The organism is Caulobacter sp. GW821-FHT11E11, from assembly GCF_058808315.1.
The window spans coordinates 667,089-693,954 of the sequence record NZ_JBXARO010000001.1 but is presented as its reverse complement, the minus strand read 5'-3'; the positions used below and the strand labels follow the sequence as shown (position 1 = coordinate 693,954).

General features: G+C 67.4%; 28 protein-coding genes. 13 read left to right on the top strand and 15 right to left on the bottom strand.

The features are described 5' to 3' along the window. Nucleotides 1-49: 49 nt before the first annotated feature. From AC1RR5_RS03525 to AC1RR5_RS03510, 4 genes are all read right to left on the bottom strand, one after another. On the bottom strand, nucleotides 50-1,459 hold the full coding sequence (locus AC1RR5_RS03525; RefSeq protein ID WP_492919701.1) for an efflux transporter outer membrane subunit: 1,410 nt from the start codon (nucleotides 1,457-1,459) through the stop codon (nucleotides 50-52). After that, nucleotides 1,460-4,636: an efflux RND transporter permease subunit gene (locus tag AC1RR5_RS03520; protein ID WP_492919700.1), complete on the bottom strand. Its 3,177-nt coding sequence runs from the start codon at nucleotides 4,634-4,636 to the stop codon at nucleotides 1,460-1,462. Between the two features lie 141 nt (nucleotides 4,637-4,777). After that, entirely contained in the window at nucleotides 4,778-5,959 is a 1,182-nt protein-coding gene (locus AC1RR5_RS03515) for an efflux RND transporter periplasmic adaptor subunit (protein WP_492919699.1), read from the bottom strand. 53 nt (nucleotides 5,960-6,012) lie between these two features. Beyond that, nucleotides 6,013-6,189: a hypothetical protein gene (locus AC1RR5_RS03510; protein WP_492919698.1), complete on the bottom strand. Its 177-nt coding sequence runs from the start codon at nucleotides 6,187-6,189 to the stop codon at nucleotides 6,013-6,015. 168 nt (nucleotides 6,190-6,357) lie between these two features. On the opposite strand from AC1RR5_RS03510, the gene AC1RR5_RS03505 reads away from it, so the two are divergent. Next, nucleotides 6,358-7,005, top strand: coding sequence for a TetR/AcrR family transcriptional regulator (locus AC1RR5_RS03505; protein WP_492919697.1), 648 nt, complete (start codon nucleotides 6,358-6,360; stop codon nucleotides 7,003-7,005). On the opposite strand, the gene AC1RR5_RS03500 is transcribed toward AC1RR5_RS03505, so the two are convergent. Further along, nucleotides 7,002-7,748, bottom strand: coding sequence for a helix-turn-helix transcriptional regulator (locus AC1RR5_RS03500; RefSeq protein WP_454718127.1), 747 nt, complete (start codon nucleotides 7,746-7,748; stop codon nucleotides 7,002-7,004). The two genes, AC1RR5_RS03505 and AC1RR5_RS03500, sit on opposite strands and share 4 nt — an antisense overlap. 92 nt (nucleotides 7,749-7,840) lie before the next feature. On the opposite strand from AC1RR5_RS03500, the gene AC1RR5_RS03495 reads away from it, so the two are divergent. After that, a complete protein-coding gene (locus AC1RR5_RS03495; protein ID WP_492919696.1) occupies nucleotides 7,841-9,025 on the top strand; it encodes an acyl-CoA dehydrogenase family protein in 1,185 nt (394 codons plus the stop codon). A 119-nt stretch (nucleotides 9,026-9,144) separates the two neighbouring features. After that, complete coding sequence (locus AC1RR5_RS03490) at nucleotides 9,145-11,574, top strand: TonB-dependent receptor (RefSeq protein WP_492919695.1); 2,430 nt, start codon at nucleotides 9,145-9,147, stop codon at nucleotides 11,572-11,574. Between the two features lie 54 nt (nucleotides 11,575-11,628). On the opposite strand, the gene modB is transcribed toward AC1RR5_RS03490, so the two are convergent. Together modB and modA are read right to left on the bottom strand one after the other, a co-directional pair. Beyond that, entirely contained in the window at nucleotides 11,629-12,303 is a 675-nt protein-coding gene (gene modB / locus AC1RR5_RS03485; protein ID WP_492919694.1) for a molybdate ABC transporter permease subunit, read from the bottom strand. Between the two features lie 3 nt (nucleotides 12,304-12,306). After that, on the bottom strand, nucleotides 12,307-13,056 hold the full coding sequence (modA, locus tag AC1RR5_RS03480; protein ID WP_492919693.1) for a molybdate ABC transporter substrate-binding protein: 750 nt from the start codon (nucleotides 13,054-13,056) through the stop codon (nucleotides 12,307-12,309). A gap of 84 nt (nucleotides 13,057-13,140) precedes the next feature. Here modA and AC1RR5_RS03475 point away from each other — a divergent pair, with 84 nt between their 5' ends. Next, on the top strand, nucleotides 13,141-13,911 hold the full coding sequence (locus AC1RR5_RS03475) for a TOBE domain-containing protein (RefSeq protein ID WP_492919692.1): 771 nt from the start codon (nucleotides 13,141-13,143) through the stop codon (nucleotides 13,909-13,911). Here the strand turns inward: AC1RR5_RS03475 and AC1RR5_RS03470 are convergent. Next, nucleotides 13,908-14,357, bottom strand: coding sequence for a MarR family winged helix-turn-helix transcriptional regulator (locus tag AC1RR5_RS03470; protein ID WP_492919691.1), 450 nt, complete (start codon nucleotides 14,355-14,357; stop codon nucleotides 13,908-13,910). The two genes, AC1RR5_RS03475 and AC1RR5_RS03470, sit on opposite strands and share 4 nt — an antisense overlap. Before the next feature lie 99 nt (nucleotides 14,358-14,456). Between AC1RR5_RS03470 and AC1RR5_RS03465 the strand changes: the two genes are divergently transcribed. Further along, nucleotides 14,457-15,896, top strand: a complete 1,440-nt coding sequence (locus AC1RR5_RS03465) for an FAD-dependent oxidoreductase (protein ID WP_492919690.1) — start codon at nucleotides 14,457-14,459, stop codon at nucleotides 15,894-15,896. Here AC1RR5_RS03465 and AC1RR5_RS03460 read toward each other — a convergent pair. Further along, on the bottom strand, nucleotides 15,893-16,336 hold the full coding sequence (locus AC1RR5_RS03460; RefSeq protein ID WP_492919689.1) for a MarR family winged helix-turn-helix transcriptional regulator: 444 nt from the start codon (nucleotides 16,334-16,336) through the stop codon (nucleotides 15,893-15,895). The genes AC1RR5_RS03465 and AC1RR5_RS03460 overlap by 4 nt on opposite strands. Before the next feature lie 64 nt (nucleotides 16,337-16,400). Here AC1RR5_RS03460 and AC1RR5_RS03455 point away from each other — a divergent pair, with 64 nt between their 5' ends. Continuing rightward, a complete protein-coding gene (locus tag AC1RR5_RS03455) occupies nucleotides 16,401-17,132 on the top strand; it encodes a DUF899 domain-containing protein (RefSeq protein ID WP_492919688.1) in 732 nt (243 codons plus the stop codon). A gap of 59 nt (nucleotides 17,133-17,191) precedes the next feature. Next, nucleotides 17,192-17,938, top strand: coding sequence for a VOC family protein (locus AC1RR5_RS03450; RefSeq protein ID WP_492919687.1), 747 nt, complete (start codon nucleotides 17,192-17,194; stop codon nucleotides 17,936-17,938). On the opposite strand, the gene AC1RR5_RS03445 is transcribed toward AC1RR5_RS03450, so the two are convergent. Beyond that, entirely contained in the window at nucleotides 17,935-18,480 is a 546-nt protein-coding gene (locus tag AC1RR5_RS03445; RefSeq protein WP_492919686.1) for a GNAT family N-acetyltransferase, read from the bottom strand. The two genes, AC1RR5_RS03450 and AC1RR5_RS03445, sit on opposite strands and share 4 nt — an antisense overlap. Nucleotides 18,481-18,491: 11 nt before the next feature. Continuing rightward, complete coding sequence (gene mtgA / locus AC1RR5_RS03440; RefSeq protein WP_492919685.1) at nucleotides 18,492-19,169, bottom strand: monofunctional biosynthetic peptidoglycan transglycosylase; 678 nt, start codon at nucleotides 19,167-19,169, stop codon at nucleotides 18,492-18,494. A 107-nt stretch (nucleotides 19,170-19,276) separates the two neighbouring features. Between mtgA and AC1RR5_RS03435 the strand changes: the two genes are divergently transcribed. Further along, nucleotides 19,277-19,939, top strand: a complete 663-nt coding sequence (locus AC1RR5_RS03435) for a nitroreductase (RefSeq protein WP_492919684.1) — start codon at nucleotides 19,277-19,279, stop codon at nucleotides 19,937-19,939. Here the strand turns inward: AC1RR5_RS03435 and AC1RR5_RS03430 are convergent. Beyond that, nucleotides 19,936-20,955, bottom strand: a complete 1,020-nt coding sequence (locus tag AC1RR5_RS03430) for a WD40 repeat domain-containing protein (protein WP_492919683.1) — start codon at nucleotides 20,953-20,955, stop codon at nucleotides 19,936-19,938. The genes AC1RR5_RS03435 and AC1RR5_RS03430 overlap by 4 nt on opposite strands. A 262-nt stretch (nucleotides 20,956-21,217) precedes the next feature. Between AC1RR5_RS03430 and AC1RR5_RS03425 the strand changes: the two genes are divergently transcribed. Both AC1RR5_RS03425 and AC1RR5_RS03420 read left to right on the top strand, forming a co-directional pair. Further along, complete coding sequence (locus AC1RR5_RS03425; RefSeq protein WP_492919682.1) at nucleotides 21,218-21,664, top strand: biopolymer transporter ExbD; 447 nt, start codon at nucleotides 21,218-21,220, stop codon at nucleotides 21,662-21,664. A 142-nt stretch (nucleotides 21,665-21,806) separates the two neighbouring features. Then, nucleotides 21,807-22,241, top strand: a complete 435-nt coding sequence (locus AC1RR5_RS03420) for an ExbD/TolR family protein (protein ID WP_492919681.1) — start codon at nucleotides 21,807-21,809, stop codon at nucleotides 22,239-22,241. Nucleotides 22,242-22,302: 61 nt separating this feature from the next. Here AC1RR5_RS03420 and AC1RR5_RS03415 read toward each other — a convergent pair whose 3' ends face one another. Both AC1RR5_RS03415 and AC1RR5_RS03410 read right to left on the bottom strand, forming a co-directional pair. Next, entirely contained in the window at nucleotides 22,303-23,415 is a 1,113-nt protein-coding gene (locus AC1RR5_RS03415) for a CobW family GTP-binding protein (protein WP_492919680.1), read from the bottom strand. 57 nt (nucleotides 23,416-23,472) lie between these two features. After that, the gene (locus tag AC1RR5_RS03410; protein ID WP_492919679.1) at nucleotides 23,473-24,102 is read right to left on the bottom strand and encodes a hypothetical protein; all 630 of its coding nucleotides are present in this window, start codon (nucleotides 24,100-24,102) and stop codon (nucleotides 23,473-23,475) included. Nucleotides 24,103-24,304: 202 nt separating this feature from the next. On the opposite strand from AC1RR5_RS03410, the gene rplU reads away from it, so the two are divergent. The 3 genes from rplU to AC1RR5_RS03395 all read left to right on the top strand — a co-directional run bounded on the left by rplU (nucleotide 24,305) and on the right by AC1RR5_RS03395 (nucleotide 25,896). Beyond that, on the top strand, nucleotides 24,305-24,874 hold the full coding sequence (gene rplU, locus AC1RR5_RS03405; RefSeq protein ID WP_492085020.1) for a 50S ribosomal protein L21: 570 nt from the start codon (nucleotides 24,305-24,307) through the stop codon (nucleotides 24,872-24,874). 31 nt (nucleotides 24,875-24,905) lie between these two features. Next, entirely contained in the window at nucleotides 24,906-25,175 is a 270-nt protein-coding gene (gene rpmA / locus AC1RR5_RS03400) for a 50S ribosomal protein L27 (RefSeq protein WP_096052697.1), read from the top strand. Nucleotides 25,176-25,362: 187 nt separating this feature from the next. Then, nucleotides 25,363-25,896: a GNAT family N-acetyltransferase gene (locus AC1RR5_RS03395; protein ID WP_492919678.1), complete on the top strand. Its 534-nt coding sequence runs from the start codon at nucleotides 25,363-25,365 to the stop codon at nucleotides 25,894-25,896. A gap of 7 nt (nucleotides 25,897-25,903) precedes the next feature. Here the strand turns inward: AC1RR5_RS03395 and AC1RR5_RS03390 are convergent, their stop codons facing one another. After that, nucleotides 25,904-26,830, bottom strand: coding sequence for a hypothetical protein (locus AC1RR5_RS03390; protein WP_492919803.1), 927 nt, complete (start codon nucleotides 26,828-26,830; stop codon nucleotides 25,904-25,906). Between the last annotated feature and the right edge of the window lie 36 nt (nucleotides 26,831-26,866).

Genomic DNA, 26,866 nt, shown 5'->3' with positions numbered 1-26,866 from the left:
TCAAAATAAATGAAACCCGGCCGCCGAGGCGGCCGGGATCACGTGGGCCTTAGGCCTTCCAGCCGCCGCCCAGGGCCTTGTAGATGGCTACGACGTCGGTGTTGACGCCGGTCTCGGCGACGCTGAGAGCGTCCTCGGCGGCCAGCAGGGTGCGTTCGGCGTCCAGCAGCACCAGGAAGTCGATGCCGCCTTCCTTGTACTGGATCCGGGCCAGCTCGGCCGCGCGGCGCGAGGCGGCCGCCTGGTCGGTCAGGCTCTTCAGCTGGGCCTGCTGCTGGCTGTAGGAGACCAGAGCGTTCTCCAGGTCCTCGAGCGCGCGCAGCACCGTCTGGTCGTAATTGGCCAGGGCCGCCTCGTCGCGCGCCTTGGCCGCCCGCAGGCGAGCATGGGCGCTGCCCAGGTCGAGCGCCGGCCAGCTGACGCTGGGGGCCACCGACCAGGCCTGGCTGGCGGCGTTGCCGAAGCCCGCCGAGGTCCCCGACAGGAAACCGACGAAGCCCGTCACCGAGACACGCGGGAAGAGGTCGGCCGTGGCCACCCCCACCCGAGCGGTCGAGGCCGCCAGGCGACGCTCGGCCGCCTGCACGTCCGGACGGCGACGCAGCAACTCTCCGGCCTGGCCGATCGGCAGGGCCGTGATCAGCGGACGGGTGTCCTCCGCCTGCGGGACCAGCAGGGCGTCCAGCGCGCCGGGGCGCTGGCCGGTCAGCACGGCCAGGCGGTAGTTGGCGCGCTTCTCGGCCGTGATCAGGCCGGGGATCGCCGCCTCGGTGGCGTTCAGGCGCGCCTGGGCCGAGGCCACGTCGATCGGGCTGCCGGCCCCGGCGTCGAACCGCACCTTTGTCAGGCGGACGGTCTCGCGCTGGGTCTCGAGGTTGCGGTTGGCGACCTTCAGGCGAGCCTGGGCGCCGCGCAGTTCGAGATAGTTGCGGGCGACCTCGGCCGCGACCGTGACCTGGGCGTCGCGCAGTTCGGCCTGAGCCGCGCCGGTTTCCGCACCCGCCGCCTCAACGCCGCGACGCACACGCCCGAACAGATCGATCTCCCACCCGGCGTCGAAGCCGGCCTGGTAGCTCTGGTTCTCGACCCGCTGGGTGGTGAAGCCCGGCTGTTGCTGCTTGCTCTTGGTATAGGTCCCGTCGGCCGTGACATGCGGCAGGAGGTCGAGCTTCTGTTCGGAGAACAGGGCCCGGGCCTCGCCGACGCGGGCGACGGCAATCTTCAGGTCGAGGTTGGCGGAGAGGGCCTGGCCGACCAGCTGGTCCAGCACCGGATCGCCAAAGGCCTTCCACCATTCGGCTTCCGGATTGGCGGCGGTGAAGACGGCCGGGTCGGCGTTCTGGAAGGCCGCCGGCGGGGTCGCCGGCGCCTTGTAGTTGGGCCCCACCGCGCAGGCGGCGGCCGTCAGGGAGACGCCGGCGATCAGCGCGGCGCGCAAGGTGTTAGCGAGGACAGACATTTAGTGCGCCTCCACGGGCGAGGTCAGCGCCGCCTTCTTCGCGGCCTTGCGGGCCGTGGAGCGACGGATGACGTAGTAGAAGACAGGCGTCAGGATCAGGCCGAACAGGGTCACGCCCAGCATCCCCGAGAACACCGCCACGCCCATGGCGCGGCGCATCTCGGCCCCGGCCCCGTGCGACACCACCAGGGGGTAGACCCCCATGATGAAGGCGATCGAGGTCATCAGGATCGGACGCAGGCGCAGGCGGCAGGCCTCCAGGACCGCCTGGAGCGGGCTGTCGCCATGCTCCTCGCGTTCCTTGGCGAACTCCACGATCAGGATGGCGTTCTTACACGCCAGCCCCACCAGCACGATCAGGCCGATCTGGGTGAAGATGTTGTTGTCGCCCTTGCTGATCCACACGCCGGCCAGGGCCGACAGCAAGGTCATCGGGACGATCAGGATGACGACCAGCGGCAGGCTCCAGCTTTCGTACTGGGCGACCAGCACCAGGAAGGCCAGCAGCACGCACAGCGGGAAGATGAAGATCGCCGTGTTGCCCGCCAGGATCTGCTGGTAGGTCAGCTCGGTCCACTCGTAGCCCATGCCGTTGGGCAGCTCGGACTTGATGATGTCCTCCAGGGCCTTCTGGGCCTGGCCGGTCGAGTAGCCGGGCGCCGGGCCGCCGTTGATCTCGGCGGTCAGGTAGCCGTTGTAGTGGCTCTCGCGGTCGGGACCGGTCGCTTCCTTGAAGGAGACGAAGGCGCCCAGCGGGATCATCTGGCCTTGGCCGTTGCGGGTCTGCAGGCGCAGCATCTGCTCGGGTTGCAGGCGGAAGCTCTGATCGGCCTGGACGTTGACCTGGTAGGTGTGGCCGAAGCGGTTGAAGTCGTTGACATAAAGCGAGCCCAGATAGACTTGCATCGTCTCGAACAGGTCGGTCAGGGACACGCCCTGGGCCCGGGCCTTTTCACGGTCGATGTCGGCCTGGATCTTCGGAACGCTGACCTGGTAGCTGGAGAAGATCCCCGCCAGGGCCGGGTCCTTCTGGGCCTTGGCGATGATGTTCTGGGTGGCGTTGTACAGCTCCTGCGAACCCATCCCCGCCTTGTCGACGATCTGCATCCGGAAGCCGCCGATGGTGCCCAGCCCCTGCACGGACGGCGGTGGGAAGACCGCGATCTGGGCGTCGGGAATGGCGGCGAACTTCTGGTTCAGCTCACCCACGATGGCGGGCGCCGACAGCTCGTGGCCCTTGCGGTTCTTGAAGTCGTCCAGCGGGAAGAACACCGCGCCGGAATTGGGGCTGTTGATGAAGCCGTTGGCCGACAGACCGGGGAAGGCCACCGAGTGCTTGATGCCCGGCATCTTCATGGCGATGTCGCCCATCTGCTTGATCACCGCCTCGGTGCGATCCAGCGAGGCCGCGTCGGGCAGCTGGACCACCGCCACGACATAGGCCTTGTCCTGCTGGGGCACGAAGCCGCCCGGCGTCCGCGAGAAGGCGAACACCGTCAGGATCAGCAGGCCGCCATAGATGGCCAGGGCGGCGGTGGAGCGGCCCAGGGTCTTGGCGACGCCGGCGACATAGCCGTTCGAGGCCTTGGCGAAGAAGCGGTTGAACGGGTTGAACAGCCAGCTCAGCGAGGCATCGATCAGCTTCTGAAAGCGATCCTTGGGCGCGTCATGCGACTTCAGGAGCACCGCGGCCAGGGCCGGCGACAGGGTCAGGGAGTTGATGGCCGAGATCACCGTCGAGATGGCGATGGTCAGGGCGAACTGACGGTAGAACTGGCCCGACAGGCCGCTGATGAAGGCGGTCGGGATGAACACCGCGCACAGCACCAGGGCCGTGGAGATGATCGGCCCGGTGACCTCGGTCATGGCCTTTCGCGTCGCCGCGGCGGGCTCGAGGCCGTTGCTGATGTTCCGCTCGACGTTCTCGACCACGACGATGGCGTCGTCGACGACGATGCCGATGGCCAGAACCAGGCCGAACAGCGTCAGGGCGTTGAGGCCAAAGCCCAGCATCAGGAGGATGGCGAAGGTGCCGACCAGGGAGACGGGCACGGCGATCAGCGGAATGATCGAAGCGCGCCAGCCCTGCAGGAACAGCACCACCACCAGCACGACCAGAATGATCGCCTCGATCAGGGTGTGGATCACCGAGTCGATGCTTTCCTGCACGAAGGCCGTGGTGTCGTAGATGATCTCGTAGTCGACGCCCTCGGGGAAATCCTTCTTCAGCTCCTTCATCGTCTTCTTGACGTTGGCGGCCATCTCCAGGGCGTTGGAGCCCGGGCGCTGGAACACCGGCACGGCGACGGCGGACTTGTTGTCCAGGAGCGAGCGCAGGGCGTAGTTGTCGGCGCCCAGCTCCACGCGGGCCACTTCGCCCAGGCGGGTGATCTGGCCGTCCTCGCCCGAACGGACGATGACATTGCGGAATTGCTCTTCGTCCGTCAGGCGCCCGGGGGCGTTGACCGAGAGCTGGAATTCGGCGCCCGAACCGGCGTTGGGCGGCGCGCCCAGCTGACCGGCGGCGACCTGGACGTTCTGCTCGCGCAGGGCCCGCACGACATCGCCGGCGGTCATCTGCAGGGCGGCCAGCTTTTCAGGATCCAGCCACACGCGCATCGAGTAAGCGCCCGCGCCGAAGATCTGCACGTCGCCGACGCCGTCGATCCGCTTCAGGCGGTCGCGGACGTTCAGCTGCGCGTAGTTGCTCAGATAGAGCATGTCGTAGCGGTTGTTCGGCGAAATCATGTGCACGACCAGGGTCAGGTCGGGCGAGGCCTTGTTGGTCGTCACGCCGATGCGCTGGACCTCCTGCGGCAGCTTGGGCAGGGCCTGGGCCACCCGGTTCTGCACCTGCACCTGGGCCTTATCCAGGTCAGTGCCGAGCGCGAAGGTGACGGTCAGGATCATGGCCCCGTCGGAGGCCGACTGGGACGACTGGTAGATCATCCCCTCGACGCCGTTGATGGCCTGTTCCAGGGGCGCGGCCACCGTCTCGCCGATGACGGACGGGTTGGCGCCCGGATAGGCCGCGCGCACCACCACGGTGGGCGGCACGACCTCGGGATATTCGCTGATCGGCAGGTTCGGCAACGAAACCAGGCCGGCGATGAAGATGATGATGGAGAGCACGGCCGCGAAGCGCGGTCGGTTCACGAAGAACTTCGAGAAATTCATGGCGGAGCGCCTTGGGGAGGAGCGGATACGGGTACGCGTCGGGCGCAAGGGCCCCCTCCCCGCCTGATGGCGGGCGACAGAAACCACTCGAACCCGAAAAAGACGCCCGGCTCAGACACGCGAGCCGGGCGTACGCTTCAGTTAGTTCTGGCCGGTCGACCGGGGGGCCTGGGCGATCGGGCGACCGCCGGCTTCCAGCTGCGACAGGTCCGCCAGGTCGGTCTTGACCTTGACGGGAGCGACGGTGTCGCCCGGCTTGACCTTCTGCAGGCCGCCGACGACCACCCGGTCACCCGGCTTCAGGCCGGTGCGGATGATGCGCAGGTTGCCGGCCAGCGGACCGACCTCGACCGTGCGGTACTCGGCCTTGTTGGCGCTGTTGATGACCACGACGTAGCGCTTGCCCAGGTCCGTCGCGATGGCGCGGTCAGGCGCAAGAGCGACCTCTTGCGTCTCGGCGCTGACCAGGCGGATGCGGGCGAACAGGCCTGGCGTGAAGCGACCGTCGGCATTGGCAAAGATCGCCCGGCCGTTGATCGTGCCGCTCTTGGCGTCCAGGGCGTTGTCGATAAAGGACAGTTTGCCGACGTGCGGATAACCGTCCTCGGTCATCAGGCCCATATACACTGGGCCGTTCTTGCCGCGCTCAGCGGCGGCGTACTTCAGGAAGGTCTGCTCGTCGGCGTTGAACTCGGCGTAGATCGGGGTGTCGGACACCACGGTCGTGAGCAGGGACGCCTGGGTGACCAGGTTGCCGCGGGTAATGATGGTCTTGGAGACCCGGCCGTCGATCGGCGAGGTCACGCGGGTCCATTCCAGGTTCAGGCGGGCAGTCTGGTAGGCGGCTTGCGAGGCCGCCAGATTGGCCTGCGCCGCCTTTTCCTCGGCCGACAGGCGATCAAATTCGCTCTGGGCCAGGGCGTTCTGCTCGATCAGGCGACGGCCGCGCTCGCGGTTGACGACGGCGAGATCCAGCTGGGCCTTGGCGCGGGCCACCTCGGCCTGGGCGCGATTGGCTTCGGCCTGGTACGGGCGCGGGTCGATCTGGAAGAGCACCTGGCCCTTGGAGACGCGCGCGCCCTCGGCGAACTGGGCGCCGTCGATGTAGCCGCCGACGCGCGGACGGATCTCGACGGTGTCGACCGGCTCGAGGCGGCCGGTGAAGTCGTCCCACTGGCGCAGGGACTTGAAGGCGACCTCGGCGACGGTGACCTGCACCGGCGGCGGGGCGGCGGCCTCCTGCTTGGCCTGGGCCGAGCAAGCGGCCAGCACGGCCACGGCGGCCAGGCCGGCGAAGGACGTGATGACGGGTTGAATACGCATGGGGGAAAGCCCTGTCGGACGGTGAAGCGGGGAGGTGGTTTGGTAGATTCTTGTCATTCCCAGACGGGCCGCCGGGCGGTGCGTCGGGTGCTGTGGCCGAGGGTCCGAACCGTGGACCAGCCCCGGACGGGCTCGGCCTTGGACTTGAAGAAGCCCAGGAAACCCTGGCCAGAACGGGGTGCGCTCTTGGCCTGGAGGGCGTCGTCGTAAACGTTTGTTTGCGGTGGCATTGGCGCGCGCTCCATTTTTGGGGTTTAAGAGAGGAAATGTCGCAGCGGCTGTTACTTGACCCGGGCGACTGGAAGGCCGATTTAGGATGTGACGAGACCGTTCGGTATCATCTCCATGGCGGAGAGATACTGACCGGTAACTCCCACGTCAAGGAGAGCACTGCCAAAATGGCGACAAGAAATTCTGGGGACGTTGTCGGGGGCGACACGGAAACCGCTGCGGGGGTCACCCCGGGAGCGCCCGTGTCCAAGCGTCCCGCGCGGGACCGGATCTTCGAGACCGCCCGCGAGCTGTTCTATCAGCACGGCATCCGCGCCGTCGGCGTCGAGACCATCGCGTCCGAGGCCGAAGCCACCAAGATGACGCTGTATCGGAACTTCCCGTCCAAGGACGAGCTGGTCGCCGAGGTCCTGCGCGAGCAGGAGCGCGAGTACTGGGCCTGGTGGGAAAGCGTGACGGCCTGCTGCTGCGCCGAACCCCGCGCCCAGCTGGAAGCGATCTTCGACGCCTTCGAGACCAAGGCCTGCAACGCCGACGTCCTGGGTTGTCCGCTCTCGAACGCCGCCATCGAGCTGCACGAGGAAAACCACCCGGCCCAGGTGGTCTCGGTCAATTACAAGAAAGAGCTGTACCGCCGGATCAACGCCCTGACCCGCGCCGCCGGCGCCAAGGACGACGACCTGGCCGACTCCCTGATGCTGCTGATGGAAGGCGCGTCGGGGGCCCGCGTGACGCTGGGCGCCGGTGGTCCGGTCAAGGCCGTGGCCCGCTCAGCCAAGGCGCTGATCAGGTTCCACCTGGACGGCTGTTACTAGGGCGCAGCCCCGATATAGCCCAGGCCCGCCGCACGGTGGATCGCCTGGGCTCTGCCGGCCACCCGCAGCTTCAGCGCCGCGTTCTGGACGTGGAAGCGCACGGTTGGGCCCGAGATGCCGATGATCTGGGCGATGTCGGCGTCGGTCTTGCCGGCCGCCGCCCACTTCAGGCACTGGACCTCGCGCTTGGTCAGCCGCACCGGCGGGGCGTCGTCGTCCTGGCCGTCGCGATAGGCGCAGACCAGCCGCAGGGCCGCGCCGTGCAGGTCGTCGGCCCGCGCCGCATAGAGCGCCGGCAGGTCAGCCACGGGCTCGGAAGCCGCCCAGACCACCGCCCCGATCACCCCGCCCGTCAGATAGGTCGGCGCGATGATCGCGGCTTCGATGCCGAAGGCCTGGGCCGCCTCGCGCACCTCGATCGCCTCCAGGCGCGGCAGCGGTCTCCAGCTGGAGAACCGGCCCTGGTGATAGAAGAACGGTTCGGCCGAATAGCGCGCCGCCAGGATGAACGGCGCCCGCAAGGCGAAGGCTCGGTCGCGCCAGTAGCGCACGGCGTTGTCCAGCCATTCGAAGGTCGTCTCGGCCAGCGGCTTGCCGTCCTGGCCCAGCATCGGCTCGGGGCTGGAGATGTCGGCGCTGGCGGCGACGTAGGGCAGGCCGATCTCGCGGCCCAGGGCCGACACCCGCTCGGCCAGGACCGTGACCCGCGCCAGGCGCTCGCCGTCATCGACCTTGGTCAACATGGAGCCGCCTTCCCTATCGGTTCCGATAGCTTGCGCGCCGCCCCCGCCGTTTCGCAAGTTTCCCCGACGATGCCGGACGGAAGGAAACGCGGGTGGATCTGGAGCTGTCGCCTGACGACCTGGCCTTTCGCGACGAGGTCCGCGCCTTTCTCGGCGCCAAGCTGACGCCCGAACTTCGGGAAGCGGGCCGGCGGATGACCAGCGTCTTCTGCGACAAGCTCCACAGTCTGGCCTGGCAGCGCATCCTGCACGCCAAGGGTTGGGTCGCCCCGACCTGGCCGGTCGAGTATGGCGGTCCCGGCTGGACCGACATCCAGCGCCACGTCTTCCAGGCCGAGTGCGCCCGCGCCGGCGCCCCGAACCTGGCGCCGATGGGCCTGCGGATGGTCGCCCCGGCGATTATGGCGTTCGGCAGTCCCGAGCAGAAGACCCGCTATCTGCCGCGCATCCTGTCGGGCGAGGACTACTGGTGCCAGGGCTATTCCGAGCCGGGCTCCGGGTCGGATCTCGCGTCCTTGAGGATGAGCGCAGTTCCCGACGGCGACGACTACGTCCTGAACGGCTCCAAGATCTGGACCACCCACGCCCACTGGGCGAGCCACATGTTCTGCCTGGTTCGCACCTCGACCGAAGGCAAGCCGCAGGCCGGCATCACCTTCTTGCTCGTCGAGATGGACCGGCCCGGCATCCGCGTCGACCCGATCGTCACCCTGGCCGGCGAGCACGAGGTCAACCAGGTGTTCTTCGACGACGTCCGCACGCCGATGGCCGACCGCCTGGGCTCTGAGAACCAGGGCTGGACCGTCGCCAAGCACCTGCTGGAATTCGAACGCGGCGGCGGCTACGCGGCTGGGCTGCATGCCGGCCTGGAACGGCTACGAAGCATGGCCGACGCCGAGGAGCTGCTCGACGACCCCCACTATCGTCGCCGTTTGGCCACAGCCGAGATCGACGCCCTGGCCATCGACATGACCGAGCGGCGTGTGCTCAGCGCCCTCGCCACCGGCGGCAAGCCCGGCCCCGCCTCGTCGATCCTGAAACTCCAGGGCTCCGAGCAGCTCCAGCGCCTGGACGAACTGGGCGTCGACGCGCTGGCGACCTACGTCGCTCCGCACCAGCCTAACGCCCGCGAGGCCGGCTCGAACGAGACGCCCGTCGGCCCCGAGCACGGCCTGACGACCATGGCCCGCTACCTCAACAATCGCGCCGCCTCGATCTATGGCGGCTCCAACGAGATCCAGCGCGACATCATCGCCAAGCTGGTGCTCGGCCTATAGTCGGGGGTTGTAACGGCGCCTCACCTATCGATTCCGATAGCTTGTTACGCGAGTTGGCGAACCGCACGCTCCTTTCAAAGCCAAGCCCAATGCAGGCATGGCCAGAGGGAGGTAGACGGATGCCAGGACCTACGCGCCTGACCATGAGCGTGTCGGCGCTCGCCCTGCTGATGGCGGTCCCCGCCATGGCCCAGACGACGCCGCAAAAGCCGGAAGAAAGCCTGACGATCGACACCCTCGTGGTCACGGCCCAGCGCCGCGAGGAAACCGCCAACAGCGTCGGCATGCCGATCCAGGCCTTCAGCGGCGCGGCCCTGCAGCAGCTGCGGGTCACGGACCCGAAGGACCTGACCACCGTCGCCCCCAGCTTCACGGTCAGCCAGAGCTACCAGGGCGTGCCGACCTATACGCTGCGCGGCATCGGCTTCAACACCATCAACCTGTCGGCCACCTCGACCGTCGGCACCTATTGGGACGAGGTCGCCTACGCCTATCCGTTCATGAACACCGGCCCGGTCTTCGATCTGGAGCGTGTCGAGGTGCTGAAGGGCCCGCAGGGCACCCTGTACGGCCGCAACACCACCGCCGGCCTGATCGATTTCGTGACCGCCAAGCCGACCGACCAGTTCGAGGGCTCGCTGACCGCCGAGGCCGGCAACTACAAGACCTACAATCTCGAAGGCTATGTCAGCGGCGGCCTGGGCGACCGCGTCCAGGGCCGGGCGGCCTTCCGCTCCGAGCGCAGCGACAAGGGCTGGCAGGTCAGCAACAGCCGCGGCGAGCGCCTGGGCAAGGTCGACCGCGACGGCTGGCGCCTGTCCCTGGCCATGCAGCCCACCGACAAGGTCGAGGTCGAGGCCAGCTACTCTGGATGGCGCAACAAGTCCGACACCGTCGCGGCCCAGGGCATCGGCTTCACGCCCGCCACCGCCGCCAGCCCGTTCAACGCCCCGGGCCTCGTGAGCTACATCGCCGCCAACAACCCGACCAAGGCCAGCCAGGCCGACTGGGCGCCGCTCAGCACCCGTGGCGTCGACATCGGCGTCGGCCTGGGCATCAAGGATCCCCTGCGCGAGAACGACCAGTTCCACGCCGGCAAGCTGAAGGTCTCGTGGGACGTGGCCGACAAGGCCCGCCTGGTCTCGCTGACCAGCTTCAACCGCCTGGAGCGCAAGGCCGTCTTCGACTGGAGCGGCGCGCCCTACGAGGTGCTGATCCAGCAGGCCCACGGCGACATCAAGTCGTTCGCCGAGGAGCTGCACCTGGAGGGCGTCACCGACAAGGGCTCGTGGCTGGTCGGCGGCTACGTCGCCCGCGACAAGATCTATGACAGCAACCGCACCCTGCTGGGCCAGAACGCCAATGTCGGCACGATCCGTTATGTCGGCTCGACCCTGCTGGCCACGCCGTTCAACAGCTTCGGCTACACGCCCCTGCAGATGAGCCAGGCGTTCCGCACCTATGAGGACGTCGGCAATATCGAGACCAAGACCTGGAGCCTGTTCGCCAACGCCGACCACCGCCTGACCGACACCCTGAAGCTGACCCTGGGCATCCGCTACAGCCAGGACAAGCAGGACTATGTCGGCTGCTCGCGTGACGCCGGCGGCTCGATGCTGGTCAACGTCAATGTCGTCAACCGGGCGCTGTTCGCGGCCGCCTATGGCCTGGTCGCCCCGATCACCCAGGGCGGCTGCAACACCTTCGATCCGGCGACCAAGAGCTTCGGCTTCGTGAAGTCCAAGCTGGACGAGGACAACATCGCCTGGCGCGCGGCGCTGGACTGGCAGGCCGCCGAGGACGTGCTGGTCTACGGCTCGATCTCGCGCGGGGCCAAGGCGGGCGCGACGCCGATCAACGCCGCCAACATCTCGACCCAGAACGCCCCGGCCACGCAGGAACTGCTGACCGCCTACGAGGTCGGTGTGAAGGCCGGCCTGTTCCAGCGGCGGGTGCAGGCCAACCTGTCGGCCTTCTATTACGACTACACCGACAAGCAGCTGAGCGTGTATTTCGCCGACCCGATCTATACGGCCCTGTCGCGCCTGGCCAACGTGCCCAACGGCGAGGCCTATGGCCTGGACGGCGACATCACCTGGCGCGCCAGCCGCTCGCTGACCCTGATCGCCTCGGCCACCCTGCTGCACACCGAGGTCAAGGGCTATACCGGCATCAATGCCGCCGGGAAGTCGCAGAGCTTCGACGGCCGGCCGTTCCTGTACAGCCCCAAGTTCCAGGGCGGGCTGACGGCGCTGTTCCACCATCCGATCGGCGACAGCCTGCAGCTGAACGCGGCCCTGAACGGTCGCTGGCAGGACAAGTCCTATGCCGACCTGGAGGGCAATCCGCTGTTCGTGATCGACAGCTACGGCATGCTGAACGCCAGCATCGGCATCGGCGCGCCGGACAAGGGTTGGGACCTCTCCATCTGGGGCCGCAACATCACCGACGAATATTATTGGAGCGCCGTCAGCAGCAACGCCAACGTGGTGGTCCGCTTCCCCGGCAAGCCCACGACCTATGGCGCATCGCTCACCTGGAAGTTCTGAGCACCTTTCCGATCTCGGTTACCTGGAGCGCGGCGGCGACGTCGCGCTCCTCTTTTATGTCCGGGTGCGCAGCAGGATCTTCGAACGCGCTTCCAGGCCCAGCAGGGTGAACAGCACCACGAACGCGAAGACCAGCAGCATCAGCGACAGGCGATGCGCCTCGTCCCACTCCAACCCCTCGACCAGGCGGTAGATCTCTGTCGACAGCACCGTGGTCTCGCCGGGAATATTGCCGCCCAGCATCATCACCACCCCGAACTCGCCGACCGTGTGGGCGAAGACCAGGATGGCGGCGGCGACATAGCCGGGGATCGCCAGCGGCAGGGCCACCCGCCAGAAGCTCTGCCAGCGCGAGGCGCCCAGGCAGGCGGCAGCCTCCAGCGGCTCGTCGCCGATGGCCAGGAAGGCGTTGCGCAGCGGCTGCACGGCGAACGGCAGGGAATAGATCAGCGAGCCGATCACCAGGCCCTCGAAGGTGAAGGCCAGGGTCCGGATGCCGAACGGCTGGAACAGCACCATCAGCGGGCTCTTCGGCCCCAGCGCGATCAGCAGGTAGAAACCCAGCACCGTCGGCGGCAGCACGATCGGCAGGGCGACCAGGGCCGTCACCGGCGTGCGCAGGGCCGAGCGCCCTCGCGCCAGCCACCAGGACAATGGCGTGGCCAGGACCAGCAGCAGGATCGTGGTGATCCCCGCGAGCTTGCCCGTCAGCCACAGAACTTCCGTCATGGGTTAGCGGACCTCGTAGCCATAGCGCTTGATGATCGCCTTGGCGTCGCCGCTCTTCAAGAACTTGAGGAAGGCCTTGGCCGCCTCGCTGTCAGCGCCGGTCTTCAGCAGCACGGCCTGCTGGTCGATCGGGGTGTGGTTGGCGGCCGGGACCACCCAGCGCGAACCGCCCTGCTCGGTGATCACCTGCGACAGGGCCACGAAGCCCAGCTCGGCCGCGCCGGTCTGGACGTACTGGAACGCCTGAGTGATCGACGAGCCCTGCACGATCTTCGGCTTCAGGGCGTCGTACAGCTTCAGCTTGGTCAGGGTCTCGACCGCCGCCTGGCCATAGGGCGCGGCCTTGGGGTCGGCGATCGACAGCTTCTCGAAGTTGCCCTTGGCCAGCACCGCCCCCCTGCCGTCCACCAGGCCCGGGGTCTTGCTGTAGAGCACCAGGCGACCGGTGGCGTAGGTGAAGCGCGAGCCGGGAACCGCCAGGCCCTCGGCCTCGGCCTTCTGCGGGCGCTCGACGTCGGCCGACAGGAACACCTCGTACGGCGCGCCATTGGCGATCTGGGTGTAGAACTGGCCAGAGGATCCGAAGCTCAGCGCCGCGTCATGGCCGGTCTTGGCCTTGAACTTGGCGGCGATCTCCTTGGCGGCCTCGGTGAAGTTGGCCGCCACGGCCACCTTGGTCTCGCCGGCGAAGGCGGTTCCACCCAGCGCCACGGACAGCAGAGCGGCGATCAGCATCGGACGGCGGGCGATCATCTGGTAATCCTAGGCTCTCTAACGTGTTCTTGGCGCTGCGGTTATGCAGCTGAACTACATAACGACGAAATCGAAAGCCGACCAGTGAGCAGCGAAACCGACTTCAGCGCGTCCCTGATCCTCAAGCGCGGCGGCTTGGCGCGTGTGGGCCTGGAGCGCATCGCCCTGCTGGAAGCCGTCGCCCGCCTGGGCTCGATCAGCGCCGCCGCCAAGGAAGCCGGCCTGTCGTACAAGGGCGCCTGGGACGGGGTGCAGGCGCTGAACAACCTGTTCGACGCGCCTCTGGTCGCCGCCGCGCCGGGCGGCAAGAGCGGCGGGACGGCCGAGGTCACCCCGCGCGGCCAGGCCGTGATCCGCGCCTTCCGCGCCGCCGAGCGTGAGATCGGGACGGCCTTCGCGCGGCTGGAGGCCGACCTTTCCGGCGACGCCGAACTGCTCTGGAGTCTCGGCCTGCGCACCAGCGCCCGCAACGCCCTGCGCGGCGTGGTGACGGCGGTCGAGGGCGACGGCGTCACGGCGACGGTGACCCTCACCTTGGGCGAGGGGCTAACGCTCCGCTCCTCGATCACCCGCCGCAGCGCCGAGGATCTGGACCTCGCGCCCGGCCGCGCCGCGATCGCCCTGATCAAGTCCAGCTTCGTGCGGATCGGCGAAGGCGACAGCGACAACCGCCTCCCCGGCGAAATCATCGACCGCGAGGCTGGCGAGACCTCGGCCGAACTCACCATTGCCCTGGCGGCGGGCAAGAGCCTGACGGCGACACTGAAGCCGGACGACGCGGCGTGGGCGCTGGCGGTCGGCGCCAAGGTCGAGGCGCGGATCGCCGCCGCCGACATCATCCTGGCGGTCGACTAGCCCTTCAGCGCCGCGTTCGCGCCGTCGACAAACTTGCGCAGCAGCCGGCCCAGGTCCTTGAGCTCCTGGTCGCTCCATTCGGCCATCATCGGCCCGACCAGCCGCTGACGCGCCGCGTCCAGCCGCTCGACCAGCTCAGCGCCCTTCTCCGTCACCGCCGCCTCGCGAACGCGCTTGTCGGTCGCGCCGGGCCGGCGTTCGACCAGGCCCAGGCTCTCCAGCTTGGCGACCTGGCGACTGACCACCGAGTGGTCGCGGCCGGCCAGATCGGCCAGCTCGACGACGCCAATAGGTCCTTTCTTCCCGATCCGCCCCAGCAAAGGGAACAGCGCCCGGTCCAGCGACACGCCGGCCTCGCGCAGCAGCAAGTCGTCGGCCTGGGGCCGGTTCAGGAAGCCGGCGAGGTCCATCATCGCCGAATGAATGTCGCGAAGCTCGGATTTCATCCGTGCATTTTGCACATTTTTGATTGACGTCGTCCAGCCTCGGATTTATGTGCCTTTTGCACGCGATTTATGTGCATCTTGCACACGAAGGATTTCGAGATGACCCTCACCACCCCAGAGACGACTGGCGTGCTGATCGCCGGCGCCGGCCCCGCCGGCCTGACCCTGGCCATCGACCTGGCCCGCCGGGGCGTCGCCTTCCGCCTGATCGACAAGGCCCCGCAAGCGTTCCAGGGCTCGCGCGGCAAAGGCATCCAGCCGCGCAGCCTGGAGGTGTTCGAAGACCTGGGCGTCCTCGCCCCGATGCTGGCCGCAGGCGGCCCCTATCCGCCGGTGCGCAACTACGCGGCCGATGGCAGCTTCGAGGAGACCGCGATAGGTGAAGGCGCGACGCCTTCTCCCGCCGAGCCCTACGCCGCGCCGCTGATGCTGCCGCAGTTCCTGACCGAGACCATCCTTCGCCAGCGCCTCGCCGACCTCGGCCACGCCCCCGACTACGCCGCCGAGCTGACCGGGATTGACCAGGACGCCGACAGCGTCACCGCGACCCTGGCCGACGGCCGGACACTGCGCGCCCGCTGGCTGGTCGGGGCCGACGGCGGCCGCAGCTTCGTGCGCCACGCCCTGGACATTGGCTTCCCCGGCAAGACCATGCCGGGCCTGGCCATGGTCGCCGACACCCGGCTGACCGGCCTGACGCGCGACGCCTGGCACGTGTTTGGAACCCGCGAGACGGCCCAGGTGTCATTCTGCCCGCTGGCCGGGACCGACCTCATGCAGATCCAGGGCCACGCGCCCGCGAACGGCGAACCGGGCCTGACGGTCGAGGGCCTCAACACCTTGATCCGTGAACGGACGGGCCGGGACGACATCGTGGTCCAGGAGCTGTTCTGGGCCTCGGTCTATGGCCTCAACGCCCGCCTGGCCGACCGCTACCGGGTCGGGCGGGTGCTGCTGGCCGGCGACGCGGCTCACATCCATCCGCCCACGGGCGGGCAAGGCCTGAACACCAGCATCCAGGACGCCTACAACCTCGGTTGGAAGCTGGCCGCTGTCCTGGCCGGCGCGCCGGAAAGCCTGATCGACACCTACGAAGCCGAGCGTCGCCCGATCGCCGCTGGCGTGCTGGGCCTCGCCACCGACCTGCTGGCCAAGGCCATGACCCGCCAGGGCATGAAGCGCGGTCGCGAAGCCCGGCAGTTGGACCTCGGCTACGAAGGCTCGACCCTGTCGCTGGATCTCGGCGTCGAAGCCAAGGTCGCGCCCGGCGACCGCGCGCCGGACGCGCCGTGCCAGGGTCGGCGCGTGTTCGAGGTGCTGGCCGGCCCGCACTGGACCCTGCTGGGCGAGACCCGCATCGCGCCGCGCCCAGGCCTCGTCGTCGCGGACCTGGTCGATACGGACGGTTGGTTCGCCGACGCCTACGGCCTGCCTGCCGGCGGCTTCGTGCTGGTGCGGCCCGACGGCTATATCGCGACGATCGGCAAGACCGGCGACGAAGCGACTGTCGAGGCCTATCTGGCCAAGGTCGGGTTCTAGGCCAGCGCCTTCAGCCCGGCGCGCAGGGCGTCCCCGCCCCCGGCCAGCTCCACGTCGAGCTGACCGTGCTCGCGGGTCCAGATCGGCACGGCCTGGGCCAGCACCGCTCGCCCCGCGTCGGTCAGGGTCAGCACCCGGGCGCGGCGGTCCTTGGGGTCGGAAGCGATGATAAGTAGGCCGCGCCGCTCCAACGGCTTCAGCGCCGCCGTCAGGGTGGTGCGGTCCATGGCCAGCAGGGTCGCGACCCCGCCCATTCCCGCAGGCTCGGGCCGGTTCAGCGACATCAAGAGCGAGAACTGGCCGTTGGTCAGGCCCACCGGCCGCAGGGCCTCGTCGAAGCGGCGGGCCAGGGCGCGCGCCGCGCGCTGGACGTGCAGGCAAAGGCAAGTGTCCCGGACGTGAAGCGTCGTCTCGAAGGGAATCACGGCTGGCTTTGACATGGCCTATTTATGTTGATATCAACGTTTTTAGTCAAGCAAAACCGGTCAGTTTACGGAGCACGTGATGTCGCACGCCGTGGTGTCTCGAGAAGAATGGCTGGACGCGCGTCGCGCCCTGCTGGCCAAGGAAAAGGCCCACACCCGCGCGCTGGACGCCCTGAACCGCGAGCGCCTGGCCCTGCCCTGGGTCAAGCTGGACACGGACTATGTCTTCGACACCGATAGCGGCAAGAAGACCCTGGCCGAGCTGTTCGACGGTCGCAGCCAGCTGATGGTCTACCACTTCATGTTCGGGCCCGAGTGGGAGGCGGGCTGTCCCGGCTGCTCGTTCCTGGCCGATCACCTGGACGGGACCCTGCCGCACCTCAACAATCACGACGTCACGCTGATCGCCGCCTCGCGCGCGCCGCTGGAAAAGCTCCAGGCCTACAAGCGCCGCATGGGCTGGCGCTTTCCGTGGGTGTCGTCGTTCGGCAGCGACTTCAATCACGACTTCCGCGTCTCGTTCACGCCGCAGGAGCTGGCCGGCGAGACGGTGACCTACGGCTATGTCGATATCCCCGTCGCCCAGGCCAATGACGAGTTGCCGGGCCTGTCGGCCTTCTATCGCGACGAGGCCGGCCAGGTGTTCCACACCTATTCGACCTATGCCCGCGGGGCCGAGGAGCTGCTGGCCACGATGATGATCCTCGACCGCGCGCCGCTGGGCCGCAACGAGGAAAAGGACATGGACTTCATCCGTCGCCACGACGAGTACGAGACCGCGCCTAAAGCCGGCTGCTGCAGCGCCGCCTGATGATCCGATCCTGGAGCGCCTTCGTCGAGGCGCTGCCCTCCCCATTGAGAGAGACCCCCATGGCCAACGACTTCTGCTGGTTCGAGCTGGTCACCACCGACACCCAGGCGGCTGGCGACTTCTACAAGAAGGTCATTGGCTGGACGACCGAGATGTCGTCGGGGCCGGCCGGTCCGTACACGATCTTCAAGGCGCCCGGCGATATCCACGTCGGCGGCATGCTGGAGATGCAGGGCGTGCCGCCCGGCTGGCTGGGCTATATCGCGGTCGACGACGTCGATGCCTTCGCCAAGAAGGTCGAGGCCGCTGGCGGCCAGGTCCACAAGGCGCCGCAGGACATCCCCGACGTTGGCCGCTTCGCCGTGGTCGCCGATCCGCAGGGCGCGATGTTCGTGCTGTTCAAGGACACTTCGGCCATCCCGCCGCCCCGTCCCGCGCCGATGTCGCACGGCTCGCTGGGCTGGGGCGAACTGCACGCGACCGACTGGGAAAAGGCCTTCGAGTTCTATGCCGGCCTGTTCGGCTGGAAGAAGCACGACGCCGTCGACATGGGCGAGATGGGGACCTACCAGACCGTCGGCCTGGACCAGGCGTTCGCCGGCCTGTTCAACAACCCCGACCTGCCGAACGGCCCCTACTGGCTCTACTACTTCGGCGTCGACGGCGTGGACTCGGCGGTCGAGCGGGTGAAGGCCCATGGCGGCGAGGTCCTGATGGGTCCGATGGAAGTCCCCGGCGGCGCCTTCGTGGTCAATGCCAAGGACCCGCAGGGCGGCTACTTTGCTTTCCTGGGAATGCGAGGTTAGCGGCGGCGCGCCCGCCACTGATCGACCGTCTGGCCCCACAGCTCGACCTTGCTGGCCTCATGCGGGGCCGGCAGCTTGCCCGGTCCGCGATTGGTCGCGCCCAGGCGGATGGCGACCTGCTGCGAGGGGACGTTCTCCGGGTCGATGCAGTGGATGATGTCGGTCCAGCCCAGGTGGTCGAAGGCCCAGTCCATGGTCGCCGTCGCCGCCTCGACCGCATAGCCCTTGCCCTGGGCCGACGGCAGCAGACCCCAGCCGACCTCGTCGCCAGGCCAGCCGTCGGGCCGCCAGGGACCGATGCGGCCGATCCAGTCGCCGCTGGCCTTCTCGATCACCGAGAACATGCCAAAGCCGTGCAGCGCCCAGGACCCGGCCATCGAGGCCATGCCGCGCCAGACCAGGGCCCGCAGCTGGACGCCGCCGATGAAACGGGCGGCCTCTGGGTCGGCCATCAGCGTAACCCAGGCGTCCAGATCGACATCGGCCGGCGGCCGCAAGATCAGCCGTTCGGTCTCGAGCGTGGGTCCGGGCGCGACGGCCATGCTCTTCTCCCCTAGTCCACGCACTCGGCCAGGCCCGTGCGGCGCACCGCGCCGGAGGCCTTGCCGATCTTCTTGCTGCGCTTGGCGACGTACTTGCCCGGCTTGATCACCTTCCACTTCAGCGGACTGGGCAGGATGGCCGCCAGGCGCGAGGCCTGGGCCTGGCTGAGCTTGTCCGAGCCGACCCCGAAATAGCGCTGGGCGGCGGCCTCGGCGCCATAGATGCCCGAGCCGTATTCGATGGAGTTCAGATAGACCTCCATGATCCGCTTCTTGCCCCAGAAGGTCTCGATCAGCACCGTGAACCAGGCCTCCAGCCCCTTGCGGACGTAAGAGCGCCCCGGCCACAGGAAGACGTTCTTGGCCGTCTGCTGGCTGATGGTCGAGCCGCCGCGGATCTTCTTGCCGGCCTCGTTGTTGGCATAGGCCTTCTGCAGGGCGTTGAAGTCGAAGCCGTGGTGCTCGCAGAACCCGGAGTCCTCGGCCGCGATCAGGGCGCGCGGCAGGGCTGGGGAGACCTTGTCGATCCCGCGCCAGCGATGGTCCAGCCCACGCCCCTCCACCGCCCGGATCACCATCAGCGGCGTCACCGGCGGCGGGATGAAGCGATACAGGATGACCGTCACCACCGGCCCAGCCACCAGCACGATGAACAGAGCCAGCGCGATATTCCGCAGAAGCCGCCGCACGAATGAGTCCCCGAAATCCTAGTTGTCTTTACCTGACGGACGGATGCTAACCAGACGCAGCGCCGCTGTCGCGATGCATAAATGCACAGGGTTTAAGGGAGCCTTCGATGGACGTGATCGACGCCGTCAACCGCCGCATGTCGGTGCGCGCCTTCAAGCCCGATCCGGTCGACGCCGCCCTGGTCCGCGAGCTGCTGGAAGCCGCCGCCCGCGCCCCGTCGGGCGGTAATCTTCAGCCCTGGCGGGTCCAGGTCGTGGCCGGCGAGCCGCTGGAAAAGCTGAAGGCGACCATGCTGGCCCGCGTGGCCGCGCCCGATCCCACCGAATACGACGTCTATCCCGCCAATCTGTGGGAGCCGCTGCGCAGCCGCCGCTTCCAGGTGGGCGAGGACCTGTATGGGGCGCTGGGCATCCCGCGCGAGGACAAGCTTGCGCGCCTGCAGTGGTTCTCGACCAACGGCCAGGGATTCGGCGCGCCGGTGCAGCTGTTCTTCTCGATCGACCGCCGCTGCGGCCCGCCGCAATGGAGCGACGTCGGCATGCTGATGCAGACCTTCATGCTGCTGGCGATCGAGCGCGGCCTGGACACCTGCCCGCAGGAGTTCTGGTCGCACTACAACAAGATCGTCGACGACCATGTCGGCCTGCCCGAGGGGCATATGCTCTTCTCCGGCATGGCTCTCGGCTATCGCGACGAGGCCGCGCCGGTGAACAATTTCCGCTCCCAGCGCGCGCCGCTCGAGGAGTGGGCGCAGCTGAAGGGCTTCTAGCCCGCGAACTCGCGCGGGCCGCTGATGTCCGGGATCGCGATGACGCCGGCCTCGCCGCCTTCGTCGCCCCAGGCCAGCCACTTGCCGTCGGCGCTGGTCGACAGGGCGCTGATCGAAGCGCCTTTCTCGGCCTTCACGGTCTCGATGCGGCCGTTGCGCATGTGCGCGGCCCAGATCTTGCCGTTGTCCTGGGCGGCGAAGCACACCGGATGCTGGTCGATGCCCGCCACCCGAACGACCATCGAATCACGCGAGAAGCCGATCTCGGCGGCTTCCTTGCCCATCGGGCCGTTGGCGCCCGCGAACGGCCAGATCACCGCGCCCGAGGCGCCGGCCGTGGTCAGCAGGTTGCCCTTGTCGAAGAAGGCCACGCTCTTGATCTTGGACGGATAGCCGCCCATCCGCATGTCCTTGCCGTCCGACAGGCGCCAGCCGTGCAGCTGGTTTTCCTGCATCGACGAGATCAGAAACTTGCCGTCCGGGCTGAAGGTCGCGGCGATGTGGCTGCCGGCCCACTTCAGCAAGGTCGGCTTCTGGTCGGCGATGCGGGCGTACCAGAGATAGGCCCCGCCGTAGGAGGCAGAGGCCAGGCGACGGCCCTTGGGTTCGAAGGCCAGGCCCGACACCGTCTTCTCGTGCGTGAAGGTGCGCGTGAAGGCCGGGTCGGCGGCGTCGCGGACATGGACCTCCTTGCCGGCGGTGAAGGCGATCAGGCCAGAGGCGGCGCTGGTCGCCACATGCTCGATCCACTTGTTCTTCACCTCGGCGACCAGCGTGGCGATCACCTCACCCTTGTCGATTCGGCTCCAGACGACCTTGCCGTCGTCGCCGCCGGTGACGATGCCGACGCCGCTGGGGTGGACCGCGGCGGCCAGAACCGCGCCGTCATGGGCCTCGACCGTGACGAATCCCTCCTCGGTCTGGAGGCGGACCGTGCCGTCGCCCAGGGCGAACATGGCGCGGCCGGAGCGGTCGAACAGGGCGTCGGTGACGAAGGCGTCGAAAGAAAAGATCATGCGCGCGAGATAAGGCGCCGGGCCCTCGACGACCAGACTCTTTCCAAAAGCCCGCCCACAGGGCCGGTTTCGCGCCTCAGGCGAACCCATGCGCGACAAGGCGCCTGTTCGAACAGCGTTCGACAAAAAAGACTCGAAAAGGGGTTGCCATTGCGGCGCGTCGTCGGGCTTTACTTCCGCGCCCGTCTGCGCCAGACGTGGCTAGGTAACGACATTTCAGGCGCGCCCCGAGCGGCGCGACCTTCTGGGAGACAGTCAGGCTATGGCGGCTAAACTTGCTGGCGGCGGCGGTGGCCGTTATTCGCTGGGCCAGAATTCCGAAATCAACGTCACGCCCTTCGTGGACATCCTGCTGGTTCTGCTGATCATCTTCATGGTCGCCGTTCCGATGGCCGTGACTTCGATCAAGATCGACCTGCCGCCGGCAGTTCCGAACCTGACGAACGAGAAGCCGAAGGAACCGGTCTTCATCTCGATCCAAAAGTCGGGCGCGATCTTCATCGCTGAAAAGCAGACCAGCCTCGACAACCTCGAGGGTGACCTGAACGCCAAGTTCGCCGCGACGGGCCAAGCCGGCCCGAAGGACGATCAACGCGTCATGATCCGCGCCGATGCCGACGTCCTGTACGCCGACTTCATGGGCGTGCTGAACCAACTGCAGACCGCGGGCTGGTTCAAGGTCGGCCTGATCAACGAAGACCTGCACTAAGGTCCTCGGCGACAGCCAAGAAAATCAGGGGCCCGGCGGCGACGCCGGGCCCCTTTTTCGTGCCCGGAACACTCCGCTTTACAATTGTAGAAACAAGCGCAATCTACACTTGTAACTTCACGGAGAGAAAGGGTACCCAGCCATGGCGGTCAAACTCTCGGGCGGCGGCGGGCGCTATGCCGTGCGCCAGAACGCCGACATCAACGTCACGCCCTTCGTCGACATTCTGATGGTGCTGCTGGTGATCTTCATGGTCGCCGTGCCGACGGCCGTGACCTCGATCAAGCTGGACCTGCCGCAGGCCTCGAGCCAGGTCACCCCGGCTAAGCCGGTCGCGATCGCGATCCAGACCTCGGGCGCGCTGTTCCTGGCCGGCCAGGCGACCCGGCTGGACACCCTGGCCCGCGACCTGAACGCTCAGTTCACGGCGACCGGTCAGGCCGGCCCGCGCCAGGACCAGCGCGTGATGATCAGCGCCCAGGCCGACGTGCCCTACGAGGCCCTGATGGGCGTCATCAACAAGGTCCACGACAACGGCTGGACCAAGGTCGGGATCATCAACGAAGACCTGCACTGACAGACAAGAAAGCCCCGGAGCGTCGGCTCCGGGGCTTTTGCCTTGCACGATTTGGCGAGCCTTAGGCCGCCGTCGCTTCGAAGCCGGCGCGCAGTTCGGCTTCGTCCAGGTCGCGGCCGATGAACACCATGCGGCTGTAGCGCTTGTCCTGCTCGGTCCATTCGCGCTGGAAGTCGCCTTCCAGGATCATGTGCACCGCCTGGAAGACGAGACGCTTGTTCTCGCCCTTCACGTCGATGATGCCCTTGGCGCGCAGGATGTCCGGACCGCGCTTGGCCAGCAGCTCGTTGAGCCAGACGGTGATCTTCTGGCCGTCGACGGGTTTGTCCAGGGTCAGGGAGATGCCCTTCACGCCATCGTCGTGGATGGCGCTGGCGTGGCCATGGTCGTGATCATGGTGGTGATGGTCGTGACCGCAGTGTTCGTCATGCACGTGGCCGTGGTCATGATCGTGGTGGTGATGATCATGGCCGCAATGCTCGTCATGCACGTGACCGGCCTCGCCGTGGGCGGGGTTCAGGAAGTGCGGCTCCAGCTCGGTGATCCGCTCCAGGTCGAAGCTGTGCTTGCCCAGGATGGCGTCCAGCGGGACGTTGGAGCGCTGGGCGCGGTGGATCGGAGCCAGCGGGTTGATGCGGCGGATGCGGGCCTCGACGTGGCGCAGGTCGTCTTCCGAGACTAGATCGGTCTTGTTCAGCACGATCTGGTCGGCGAAGGCGATCTGCTCGACGGCTTCCTTGCTGTCGCCCAGGCGCAGCATGATGTGCTTGGCGTCGACGACGGCGGTGACCGAGTCCAGCGCCGTGCGGGCCTTGACGTCGTCGTCAACGAAGAAGGTCTGGGCCACCGGGCCCGGATCGGCCAGGCCGGTCGTCTCGACGATGATGGCGTCGAAGCCGCCCTTGCGCTTCATCAGGCCCTGGAGAACGCGGATCAGGTCGCCGCGCACCGTGCAGCAGACGCAGCCGTTGTTCATCTCGAACACTTCTTCGTCCGCGCCGACCACCAGGTCGTTGTCGATGCCAACCTCGCCGAACTCGTTGACGATCACGGCGTACTTCTTGCCGTGCTCCTCGGTGAGGATGCGGTTGAGCAGCGTGGTCTTGCCGGCGCCGAGATAGCCGGTCAGCACGGTGACGGGGATCTTGCCGGGAGCGGGAGAAGCTTGGGTCATGGCCGCTATTTAGGAGGCCAAGGCGCGGAGTGAAAGCGGCTTACGTCTTGAAGCCCGTTACGTCTTGAAGAATGCGACGGCGACGCCGACCAGGATCAGGGCCCCGCCCAGGATGGCCTCTTCATAGCGCTCCACCCACTGCAGCCCCAGGCGCTTGAAGCCCGCCAGCGACAGGCTGGTGAAGATCAGCATGCCGGCCGAGGTGGCGGCCATCAGCACCGCGCTCAGCACCAGGAAGGCCTGCCAGCCATGCTGCATGCCGGCCAGGTAATAGGGCAGGAAGGCCTCGCACGGCGACAGGGTCAGCAGGGTGACGAGCGCGATGATCGCCGCGCGGTCCGAGGCGTAGACGCGCCGGCCAGCCTCGGGGACCGCGTGGTTGTGCTGCCCGCGCACTATATAGAAGAGGCCCACGGCGACCATCAGGCCGCCAACGACCCAATGGAACAGGCCGCCCAGCTTGGGCTCCAGCGCCAGGCCTGCGACCACCAGGCCAAGGCCCAGGGCGATGGTCAGCCCCACGTGGCCCAGGCCCGCTAGCAGGGTCACGCCCAGGGTGCGCCCCGTGGACCATTTCTGGGCCCGACCGACCAGCACGAACGGCAGCCAATGCGTCGGCAGGGCCGCGTGCAGGAAGGCCACGGCAAAGCCCGTGGCGGCGATCGAGGCGAAGAAGGTCGAGTTCACGCACGGCATATAGCGTGTTATAAAGTAACACACCAGGGGGTTCCGACGATCTTGTCGCGTTTCCTCCGCAACGGCCGTTGAATCCTCGGGGACGGCGTTGACTCTCAGCCCTGCGGCTGTATAAGTCGCGCCCTCTTCGCCCGCCGGGTTCCCGAGCGGGCGATCCCTATTTTGCGAACGCACGTTTTTAAGGCGCTAACCTATGTACGCGGTGATCAAAACCGGCGGCAAGCAGTACCGGGTTCAAGCCGGCGACCTGCTGGTTGTCGAAAAGCTCGAAGGTGAACCCGGCGCTGCCGTGGCCTTCGGTGAAGTCCTGATGCTTGGCGAAGGCGAGGCCGTGACGGTCGGCGCCCCTACCGTGGACGGCGCTGTCGTCTCCGGGACCCTGCTCGAAACCCGCAAGGGTGAGAAGGTGAAGATCTTCAAGAAGATCCGTCGCCAGGGCTATCGCCGCACCCGCGGTCACCGCCAATTCGAATCCGTCGTGCGCGTCACGTCGGTCGTCGGCGCTGGCCTGGAAGCCAAGTGGGAAGGCGCTATCGACCTGACCCCGAAGGTCATCCTGAACGCTCGTGCTCGTGGCCTCGGCGACGCCGCCGTTCCGGCGACGATCCCGACCGCTTCGGAAGCTGCTCCGGCCGCTCCGAAGAAGGCCGCCAAGGCTCCGAAGGCTGCTGACGCCGCCGTCGAGCCCGCCGCCGAAGCCGCCCCGAAGAAGAAGGCCGCCCCTAAGAAGGCCGCCGCCACCACGGAGGAAGGCGAAGCCTAAGGGCGACGCCTTCTAAAGGTAGGAGAGCAAGATGGCTCACAAGAAATCAGGCGGCTCGTCCAGCAACGGTCGCGACTCAGAGTCGAAGCGCCTTGGCGTGAAGAAGTTCGGCGGCGAGAAGGTTCTCGCCGGCAACATCCTCGTGCGTCAGCGCGGTACGAAGTTCTATCCGGGCACGAATGTCGGCATCGGTAAGGACCACACCCTCTTTGCCCTCGTGCAAGGCGCTGTGGGCTTCGTGACCAAGAAGCATAACCGCACGTACGTGACGGTGACTCCGGCCGCTCAACCGGCCGAGTAAGCACGAACCAGAGTTTTTCGGATCGTGCTTCATCTCTGAAGACGATCCGGACAGACGATCTCTAGCGGGGAGTCCGGAACGCCGGGCTCCCCGCTTTTGTTTTGTCTCGCCGCCTTCTGAACAAGCTTCGCCATGGCGGTGTCACGGTCTCCAGCCAAGAGAGGCCGAGGAACTCTGGGAGGCGCCGATGTGCGTCATCGAAGAAAGACCCGTCATCGAGACGCAGCGGCTGACGCTGCGCGCGCCGGCCAAGGCCGATGTCGCGCGCGTGGCGACGTACTGCGCCGATCACGACGTGGCGCGCATGACCACGCGCATGCCCTGGCCCTACACCCACGCCCATGCCGAGGACTTCGTCGCCCGTTGCGGCGTGCAGGATCGCTCGCGCGACAACACCTTCGCCATCCATTTCGGTGATGAGGGCATGGTCGGCACGCTGGGCATGTTCACCACCGCCGAGGGCGAGATCGAGCTGGGCTACTGGATTGGCCGGCCGTACTGGGGCCGTGGCTTCGCGACCGAGGCGACCCGAGGCGCCCTGAGCTGGGCGCGGGAGCGCTGGAAGAAACGCTACGTCACCGCCGGCCACTTCGCCGACAACGACGCCTCGGGCCGCGTACTGGTCAAGGCCGGCTTCCTGTACACCGGCGTCGTCGAGCACAAGCCGTCGATCGCGCGCGGTGAACCGGCGGCGACGCGGATGATGGTGTGGCTGGCCTGAAAGGGCCTTAAGCCGCCCGGTGCGTGTGGATCACCTTCTGCGGACCTTCGCGGAAGCGCTTTTCAGCCGTGGTGATCCGCTCGCACAGGGCGTCCAGATCGCTCAGCAGCGAATAGGTGGCGTAGATGGGGATCTCCATCAGCGCCACCTGCGCGCGCGGCATGAACTCCGTGTATTTCTTCCACGCGATGTGGTTGTCGCGGGCGGCCATGGCCCGCTGGCCCAGCGGATTCCACAGGTCCAGGTCCATCAGTTCGTCGCGGCACTGCTTCATGACCGGCAGGGCGATGTAGAGGAACAGGAAGGTCGGGGTGGCGGCGCGGCCGAACTGCGGCTGCACCTGCAGGTGCCAGATGCGATAGGCCTCGAAGAAGCCGGCCTTGCGCACCGGATCCGGCGGCAGCCAGGTGGCCTGGTCGTTGATCAGGTCGTTGACGACGCCCGAGCGCTTGACCAGCTCGTCGGCGCTGGTGCCGGACGGCATGGTCTTGGACAGGGCGGTGACCGGAATGGCCAGGCGCTTGGCGACCTCGGTGTAGGACACCTGGCGGCCGGCCATCGGCGTGAACTGGCCGAACGACGGCGCGTTCGGGGCGCTGGCGCGCTTCTGGGCGGCCATCTGGTGCATGACCAGCTGTTCCTCGCGCTGCTTTTCAGCGCGCAGGCGGTCGAATTCGATCTCGTGGGCGGCTTCTTCTTCAGCCGTCATCCACTTGGCGCGGCCGGGACCGTAGGTGCGCTCGTAGCGATTCAGCAGGACCAGGCTGTGGCCGGCCGAGGGCTTGAGGCCCACTTCGGCGACGAACGTCTTGAACTCGCGCCACTGCGGCGCGATGCCGGTGCCCCGCCCGATCAAGATGTTGCGGTGGACCGAGGCCTCGACGCTATACTTACGATGAAGCTCCTGCGTCGACAAATCGCGCAGATCCTTCATCAGTATCGCGTTGGTGTCTTCTACCGTAGCCAAGGT

Bases quoted from the DNA above. Each gene is read 5' to 3' on its own strand.
- AC1RR5_RS03525 (WP_492919701.1), bottom strand. From the start codon at position 1,459: ATGTCTGTCCTCGCTAACACCTTGCGCGCCGCGCTGATCGCCGGCGTC.
- AC1RR5_RS03520 (WP_492919700.1), bottom strand. From the start codon at position 4,636: ATGAATTTCTCGAAGTTCTTCGTGAACCGACCGCGCTTCGCGGCCGTG.
- AC1RR5_RS03515 (WP_492919699.1), bottom strand. From the start codon at position 5,959: ATGCGTATTCAACCCGTCATCACGTCCTTCGCCGGCCTGGCCGCCGTG.
- AC1RR5_RS03510 (WP_492919698.1), bottom strand. From the start codon at position 6,189: ATGCCACCGCAAACAAACGTTTACGACGACGCCCTCCAGGCCAAGAGC.
- AC1RR5_RS03505 (WP_492919697.1), top strand. From the start codon at position 6,358: ATGGCGACAAGAAATTCTGGGGACGTTGTCGGGGGCGACACGGAAACC.
- AC1RR5_RS03500 (WP_454718127.1), bottom strand. From the start codon at position 7,748: ATGTTGACCAAGGTCGATGACGGCGAGCGCCTGGCGCGGGTCACGGTC.
- AC1RR5_RS03490 (WP_492919695.1), top strand. From the start codon at position 9,145: ATGCCAGGACCTACGCGCCTGACCATGAGCGTGTCGGCGCTCGCCCTG.
- modB (WP_492919694.1), bottom strand. From the start codon at position 12,303: ATGACGGAAGTTCTGTGGCTGACGGGCAAGCTCGCGGGGATCACCACG.
- modA (WP_492919693.1), bottom strand. From the start codon at position 13,056: ATGATCGCCCGCCGTCCGATGCTGATCGCCGCTCTGCTGTCCGTGGCG.
- AC1RR5_RS03470 (WP_492919691.1), bottom strand. From the start codon at position 14,357: ATGAAATCCGAGCTTCGCGACATTCATTCGGCGATGATGGACCTCGCC.
- AC1RR5_RS03465 (WP_492919690.1), top strand. From the start codon at position 14,457: ATGACCCTCACCACCCCAGAGACGACTGGCGTGCTGATCGCCGGCGCC.
- AC1RR5_RS03460 (WP_492919689.1), bottom strand. From the start codon at position 16,336: ATGTCAAAGCCAGCCGTGATTCCCTTCGAGACGACGCTTCACGTCCGG.
- AC1RR5_RS03455 (WP_492919688.1), top strand. From the start codon at position 16,401: ATGTCGCACGCCGTGGTGTCTCGAGAAGAATGGCTGGACGCGCGTCGC.
- AC1RR5_RS03450 (WP_492919687.1), top strand. From the start codon at position 17,192: ATGGCCAACGACTTCTGCTGGTTCGAGCTGGTCACCACCGACACCCAG.
- AC1RR5_RS03445 (WP_492919686.1), bottom strand. From the start codon at position 18,480: ATGGCCGTCGCGCCCGGACCCACGCTCGAGACCGAACGGCTGATCTTG.
- AC1RR5_RS03435 (WP_492919684.1), top strand. From the start codon at position 19,277: ATGGACGTGATCGACGCCGTCAACCGCCGCATGTCGGTGCGCGCCTTC.
- AC1RR5_RS03430 (WP_492919683.1), bottom strand. From the start codon at position 20,955: ATGATCTTTTCTTTCGACGCCTTCGTCACCGACGCCCTGTTCGACCGC.
- AC1RR5_RS03425 (WP_492919682.1), top strand. From the start codon at position 21,218: ATGGCGGCTAAACTTGCTGGCGGCGGCGGTGGCCGTTATTCGCTGGGC.
- AC1RR5_RS03420 (WP_492919681.1), top strand. From the start codon at position 21,807: ATGGCGGTCAAACTCTCGGGCGGCGGCGGGCGCTATGCCGTGCGCCAG.
- AC1RR5_RS03415 (WP_492919680.1), bottom strand. From the start codon at position 23,415: ATGACCCAAGCTTCTCCCGCTCCCGGCAAGATCCCCGTCACCGTGCTG.
- rplU (WP_492085020.1), top strand. From the start codon at position 24,305: ATGTACGCGGTGATCAAAACCGGCGGCAAGCAGTACCGGGTTCAAGCC.
- rpmA (WP_096052697.1), top strand. From the start codon at position 24,906: ATGGCTCACAAGAAATCAGGCGGCTCGTCCAGCAACGGTCGCGACTCA.
- AC1RR5_RS03395 (WP_492919678.1), top strand. From the start codon at position 25,363: ATGTGCGTCATCGAAGAAAGACCCGTCATCGAGACGCAGCGGCTGACG.
- AC1RR5_RS03390 (WP_492919803.1), bottom strand. From the start codon at position 26,830: ATGAAGGATCTGCGCGATTTGTCGACGCAGGAGCTTCATCGTAAGTAT.